Source organism: Methanosaeta sp. UBA458, from assembly GCF_002496085.1.
Lineage (GTDB): Archaea > Halobacteriota > Methanosarcinia > Methanotrichales > Methanotrichaceae > Methanothrix > Methanothrix soehngenii.
The window spans coordinates 1-6,798 of record NZ_DAIK01000013.1 but is presented as its reverse complement, the minus strand read 5'-3'; the positions used below and the strand labels follow the sequence as shown (position 1 = coordinate 6,798).

The window sequence follows — 6,798 nt, the reverse complement described above, 5'->3', positions numbered from 1 at the left end:
TATGTCCATTTGAGAAGACTCATCGGATCGCCTGACGTGCTTTCCTTCATGATATCTTCTAGATGGCTCATCAGGGTTGGGTCCTTGCTTTCGGCTTTCTTCCGTCCTCCGCCTGGCTTACGGAGTCTCTCTGGCGGCTTCAATTCATCTTCGTTCTCAAGCTCTTGAATGCCTTTATCGATGGTGGTTCGGGCTAACCCGGTTATTGAAGAAACCTTTGAGACACCACCCCAACCGATCTCAAGAGCTCTGGCCGCCGCAAATCGCCTTGCTTGGACAGGATCGGCACCTGATATAGCTTTTAAAAAGGGTTCATAATTTGTGTTGTCATCCATAATTATATAGATAACGTTCTACAATATAAATTTGTATGGTTTATTTCACGTCAACAGCTAAACACATACTCCCAGGTAAATTGCTTTGCAATTTGCACTCCTTCTTTTTTAAAGGCGTCTCTCATGTCCTCACCGTCCATCAGTTTTAGAATGACTTCAGCCATCGCTTTTGGACCCCTCCGCCGAGCTTCACTTCATCAATCTCCGGTGCCTAACGCAGGAACCTCTCCCTTGGTAGAATCTTCCTGAATAGGTCATGAGATACGGAGGCATGCAGACAGGGCGCTGCTCGAAGGTACCTCCTCTAAATACCTAATACTAGTGGTTCCTCCCGGATCGAAGCGATAGCCTCTACCTCTGGCAGATACACAACCTCTTCATCCCTCATGACTTTCCTTGCTTACCAATAGCCTCGTAGATGCCTATGATAGTTGGCCACGTTAGTAGATCAATCCGGCAAATAGAGAGATAAACAAACATTGCACCTGTTACAAATGCTTCGCTAAACAAGACTGCAACTGCCGTGCCGGACTCCTGCCATATCGGTGCAAGCAGAATCGCAAGTGTTAGATTGAGTATACCCGCGCCAAAAAGAATTATTGTGAATGCTTTGTCTTTGCCAAAAGGTATCATGATTTGAATGCCCAATACGTTGCTAGCTGCAATCAGAAAACACAAACCTGCCAATATCCGCATTACGGTTATAGAAGGCTCGTACTCTGGTCCGAGAACTATGTTAACGAGTATTGGTGCACCTGCAAATATCGCTACCGACAAAATAAATCCCAACCCTCCAATTATGAGCAACATTCTTTGCCCCCATTGAAGGGCCAAATCTCTCGACTCAGCCGCCATTATGCTAAACCTAGGATACGCAGCCTGTGTAACTGGCCCAAGAAGCCCCAGTACAGCATTCACGATTTTCTCCGCAGCACTGTAGTACCCTGCAGCAGTAGTATTTGCCAGAAGTCCCAGTATGAATGCATTTCCAACTGTGTATAAACTCATTGATGCCTGGGAGAGAAAGAGCACCCATCCTTCCCTCATGGTCACCAGAATTCCCTTCTTCGATGGCATAACAGGTTTCAGCTTGAACATGAAGAATGCAATAACGGTCCCAGCGAGCCCTGAAAATATTGAGCCCGCGCTGATGATCACCGCATATACTATGTAATCTTCAGGCCGGTGTACGAGAGTGAAGACACCGACCAGGATAAAGAGCTGCATTATCAGGTTTATCACAGAGATGGCAACCATCCTCTCCATTCCCTGGAAGAGCCAGGTCGGAAAGAGCACACTTCCGATTACAGCGCCGTACAGTATTAGTAGTAGCGTTGAGGACTCCTGAAGCTTTGGAACCAAGGACACAGCCAGCAGGAGCAATATGAAGCCTGCGGCTCCCAAAAGCGCCTTGGATGCCCAGACATTAGAGGCAGTCCAGCTAACCGCTGAAATATCCTCCCTCTCCAGTGAGATCTTTCTTGTGGCTGAAAGTGCAAACCCATAGTCTGCAAAGATCGTGAAGTATGCGATGAAACCCTGGCCAAAGGCCACGAGACCGTATCCTGAGGGCTCAAGCACCCGAACTAGATAGGGGATAGTAATGAGTGGAAGGATATACTGTGCAAACTGGATGACGTACAGCGAAGCAGCGTTCTTGGCTACGGTGCTGTGCAGCCCAACCTTTAGCGTAGAAGCGATGCCATTCCAGGCCCCAGATACGCCGTTGCTCATCATGCCTCTTTGCTGATCATGTTCAGGAAGTCGTTTGATGTCCTCACTTAGCCATCCCGCAGCTCTTGCAGCACTCTTTTTTATTTGGAGCCAATAAAATCCTCCCCGCCTTAACCAATGACATCATATTCCTTTGAGGTAAGCTTAACTATCTCTCGTAAAATTTTTGAAATCTAACTTTTGAAAAAGCCTTCGCTATCTCAGCCGCCCCCTCTTATCATTCCCCTCAATTCAGATGGCGGCTTACATAAATGTTCCACATGATTGTTATCTGATCCCAAAGCCGCTTATTTAACTTATGAGCTTTTCCTCATCTGTCACTGTTCCTGTCCACACCAGCCTCTCGATCTCCCGCAGGTGCCCGAGCGCCTTCTCGCCCTTCTCGGTCGTCATGTACACTTGTATCTTGCCCTCTTCGCGCACCACCAGGCCGCGGTTGGTGAGGAGGTCGAGGTATGGGACGACGGTGCGAAAATTCAGGCCGGATTTATAGACAATCTGCGGTTTGCTTGTCCCCCCTCCGCACACTTGCAAGATATTTAGGAGTATCTGGTCTTTATAGCGCTTGTGCGACATGAGGGATGGGTTTGGGGGGTACTTATATTAAGTTACTGATGACATGCTAACTGAACTACAAAGTGCCCATGATCCTCAGGAGGGGATTATGCCCAAAGCATGAAAAACCAGTACGCCTTAAGAGTTTTTCATGTGATGGCACAAAGACCGCACCAAAAATTCTCGGTTATCAGGAAATCGAAGCAACTTTTGCGGGTTCTTTGTGAGCTTTGTGTTCTTTGTGGTTGAATTTCGTTTTTTTTCTCTGTGCCTCTGCTTCTCTGTGGTTTTGTCCCTGTAGCCATTTGAATAGACATCAGTCAGCGGGCACCTGTCTTCGAACTGCTCAAGAAATCCTGCATAACACCCAGCGGCAGCCCCACATACCCCCGCCCCACAACACATACCGTCTTATCCTTTAGATCTTCTGAAACCATTTGATCGTCTCCTTCAGCCCCAAGTTCATATCATAATCAGGATGGTAGCCCAAGGCTTCCCCTGCAGCAGAGATGTCTGCCAGCGAGTCCCTGATGTCCCCCGCTCTGGGCATGTCGTATTCCGGCTCGACTTGAATGTCTATGATCAACATGATGCGACCTGCGAACTCGTTCAGACTGATTCTCTTGCAGCAGGCGATGGCAAAGAAGCCTTCTGCAGCGACCATCCCTGCCAGGATGTTGGCTTTCACCAATCCTTTACAAATGTGAAGTCTCTGGAGCGGAATCACAGTCGCATGGCCTATAGCAATCATCATCCTAATCCCTAATCTCTCCGTCTATGATCTCTTTCAACCCATTCTCCAGCGAATACCTGGGTGCAAAACCGAGGCTCTGTATTTTGGCAGTATCCGCCAGGGTGTGCATCACATAGTTCTTGATCGGGTTCTCTCTGTAAATGGGATTCAGGTCGGTTCCCTGGCGGGAGTTGATCAGGTCCACCAAATAATTAAAGCTAAAAGCCTTGCCTGTCCCTGCATTGAAGATCCCGGTGCCTTTCTTTGAGGTCAGAATCAAAGCGTCCACAATGTCCTTCACGTAGGTAAAGTCGCGGGTCTGCGTTCCGTCGCCAAATAGGACCGGCTGCTCTCCGGCCTTCATGCCCCACAGGAACTGAGTGATCATGTTGGCATAAGACCCCTTGGCCACCTCGTGCGGGCCGTAGACCGAGAAGAACCGCAAGCCTGCGTAATCAATTCCGTAGAGTTGATGGTAAAGCTCAGCCACTCTCTCAATGGCCAGCCGTGCCTCGGTGTAGTAGTCCTTGACCGGTATAGTCGCGTCTTCCCGGTGCGGTGTGGGGACACCGTTATAAAGGGAGGACGAGGAGGCAAAGACTACTTTCTTTGTCTCACTCCTCCGGGCCAGCTCCATTATGGCCACCATGCCGTTTATCGCCTCTCCTACCAGGAAGGGATTCTTTTTGTACATGGGCGAGGAGGAGGGAATCCCCAGGTGGAATATGATCTCCGGCTCTAGCCCCAGGTCTAGACAGTCGTTACAGGAGCCCTTTATGAATTTCACATCCCTCTGAACCGATTTCAGGTTGTCCATACTGCCGGTGTGCAGGTTGTCCAACACCGTGACTTCATTGTCATCTATCAGCGCCTCCACCAAATTGGAGCCGATGAATCCCGCTCCACCTGTTACCAGTGCTTTCATCAATTGACCTCTCTATTGAATTTTACTGTACTTTCCAAGTTTTTCACTTCAACCACCAACTTTATAAACGGAATTCAATTCTTGCATAATTGACTAGCGATAGGTATCTCTTTTGTGCTAATATTTTTCTATTTAATAGCATGTGCTTTACCTCTTTACTGCATTGCGTATGCAAAATCAAAAACTTGGAAACTACAGGAATTTTATCGATATATTATAAAATTAGTTTATTGAATTGGGCGTTGAAAAAACAGGCTTTGCGCGTCCTTTGTGATCTTTGTGCCCTTTGTGGTTTGAATTTGTTAGGCTCAGATTCGATCATCCGATCTCACGACGAACATATAATCACCGCAAAGCTCACAAAGGGCATAAAGCTCACACTAAGAAATTGATGGACCCCTAATTTTTTCGCCCTCTGCGTCTCTGTTCCTCTTTGGTTTCGTCCCCGTCGCCCCTCGATAAGATATCAATCAGCCGGCACTTGGGGCTCTGGAATCATATTCCTCAGTTCCCGCATATATCCAAGCGCCTTCTTCCCCTTCGCCGTGGTTTTATATCTGGGCACTTTGCCCTCCTGGATTTCCACAAGCCTGTTCCGGGTGACCAGCTCCAAATAAGGAATCACTGTGCGAAAATTCAGGCCTGCACCATATACAATTTGCGTCTTGCTCGCGCTTTCTTCCTCGGCACAAAGCTGCAAAATCTGAAGGAGGATCTGGTCCTTGTATCTCTTGCGACCCATGACATATTATTAGGATGTTAGGTATCTATAAATGTTACTTATCACGAGACAGAAACACAGAGGAACGGTAGATGCAGAACGATCTAAAAATCCCTCTCCCAAGTTCCTCTCTTTCATGAATGGGGATAACGGTTAAGTTTGAAAGCCGACATCCGTAAGAGCCTTCACGACCATAGCAGCGTCAACCGGCCTCAGCTTCGCCAACCTGAACACATTTGAGTGCTTCTATGATTTAGATTCTGGACTTCGCATATTAATTATTGCTGCTCCGGCGCTTCCATCACAGCATCGTTCTCATCTGCTCCCCGCTTCGGAATCAAACTCAAGAGTTCCCGCATAATATCCAGTGCCCACTAGGGGCACCTCGTCTTCCACCAGCCGCTCCGGTAGATGAATTGCAGTTGAGAATCGCAGTACAAAAATCAAGGCCGATCCTTACACAATCTACGTTCTGCTCGCCAGCAGCGGCAGTCCCACATACCCCAGGCCCACCACGCATACCGTCTTATCCTTTAGATCTTCTGAAACCATTTGACCGTCTCCTTCAGCCCCGAATTCATATCATAATCAGGATGGTAGCCCAGGGCCTCCCCGGCAGCAGAGATATCCGCCAGCGAGTCCCTGATATCCCCCGCTCTGGGCTCGTCGTACTCCGGCTCGACCTGCCTTCCAACGATCTCCATTATGAGACCAGCCAGATCGTTCAGGCTGATCCTCCTTCCGCAGGCGATGTTGAATACGCCCTCCGCATCGCCCTTTCCTGCCAGCATGTTGGCCTTTACCACGTCCTTTACAAAGGTGAAATCCCGGGTCTGCTGGCCATCGCCGTATATCACCGGCGGCTTTCCTTGCAGTATCCTGGTGACAAATCGCGGGATCACCGCTGCATACTCCGATTTAGGATCCTGCCTGGGCCCGAAGACGTTGAAATACCGCAGGCATACGGTCTTAAGTCCGTATACCTCAGAGAAGACCCGGCAGTAGTACTCTCCCGCCATCTTTGTGATGGCATAGGGCGATTTGGGGTTGGGCTTCATATCCTCTTTCTTGGGCAGGGTGGGCGTATCGCCATAGACCGATGAGGACGAGGCGAAAACCACCTTTCTCACCCTGCTGTCTTTAGCCGCCACCAGCACATTGAGCGTGCCGTCAACATTGGCCTGGTTGGAGGCGATGGGATTGTCCACCGACCTCTGCACCGAGGGGATGGCCGCCTGGTGAAAGACGGTATCTGCGCCGGCAAACGCCCGGCGGAGCAGATCCATATCCAGGATGCTGCCATTTATGAACTGGATTCTATCCCGGATGTGATCCAGGTTCTCTATTCTGCCTGTGGATAGATTATCGATGACGGTGACCTCGTGGTCTCTTGCGAGTTCATCAGTTAGGTTCGAGCCTATGAAGCCCGCGCCGCCGGTTACAACGACCTTCATTGAAATAGTTCAACTCCTGAGTTTGTGAGATTCGGTAGGTTAGTGGAAAATGGTTCCTTTTGTGCGTACTTTGTGAGGCTATTGTGCCCTTTGTGGTTGCAGTGAACAGTGTCGGTTGGCAACTGACGGACGGAACCACAGAGGAACAGAGACACAGAGTTTTTTTACCTTTTTTCAGGGAGCATGATCTCCCTTTCTTTTTTTTGTTCTCTGTGCCTCTGCGTCTCTATGGTTGCAGTGCACAGTGCTTGGCTGCAAACTGACGGACGGAACCACAGAGGAACAGAGACACAGAGATTTTTTACCTTTTTTCAGGGAGCATGATCTCCCTTTCTTTTTTT

General features: G+C 49.0%; 6 protein-coding genes and 1 pseudogene. All 7 read right to left on the bottom strand.

Going from position 1 to position 6,798, the window contains the following annotated elements:
• Positions 1-335, bottom strand: a pseudogene (locus tag BP822_RS00845) (ISAzo13 family transposase); the annotation flags it as partial.
• Between the two features lie 384 nt (positions 336-719).
• Complete coding sequence (locus tag BP822_RS00840; RefSeq protein ID WP_286877526.1) at positions 720-2,072, bottom strand: flippase; 1,353 nt, start codon at positions 2,070-2,072, stop codon at positions 720-722.
• 288 nt (positions 2,073-2,360) lie between these two features.
• Positions 2,361-2,645, bottom strand: coding sequence for a winged helix-turn-helix domain-containing protein (locus BP822_RS00835; RefSeq protein ID WP_286877524.1), 285 nt, complete (start codon positions 2,643-2,645; stop codon positions 2,361-2,363).
• Between the two features lie 397 nt (positions 2,646-3,042).
• Entirely contained in the window at positions 3,043-3,312 is a 270-nt protein-coding gene (locus BP822_RS00830; RefSeq protein ID WP_286877523.1) for a hypothetical protein, read from the bottom strand.
• Positions 3,313-3,379: 67 nt separating this feature from the next.
• On the bottom strand, positions 3,380-4,282 hold the full coding sequence (locus BP822_RS00825; RefSeq protein ID WP_286877522.1) for an NAD-dependent epimerase/dehydratase family protein: 903 nt from the start codon (positions 4,280-4,282) through the stop codon (positions 3,380-3,382).
• Between the two features lie 466 nt (positions 4,283-4,748).
• A complete protein-coding gene (locus BP822_RS00820) occupies positions 4,749-5,024 on the bottom strand; it encodes a winged helix-turn-helix domain-containing protein (protein ID WP_286877521.1) in 276 nt (91 codons plus the stop codon).
• A gap of 512 nt (positions 5,025-5,536) precedes the next feature.
• Positions 5,537-6,457, bottom strand: coding sequence for an SDR family oxidoreductase (locus tag BP822_RS00815; protein ID WP_286877520.1), 921 nt, complete (start codon positions 6,455-6,457; stop codon positions 5,537-5,539).
• Positions 6,458-6,798: the final 341 nt, after the last annotated feature.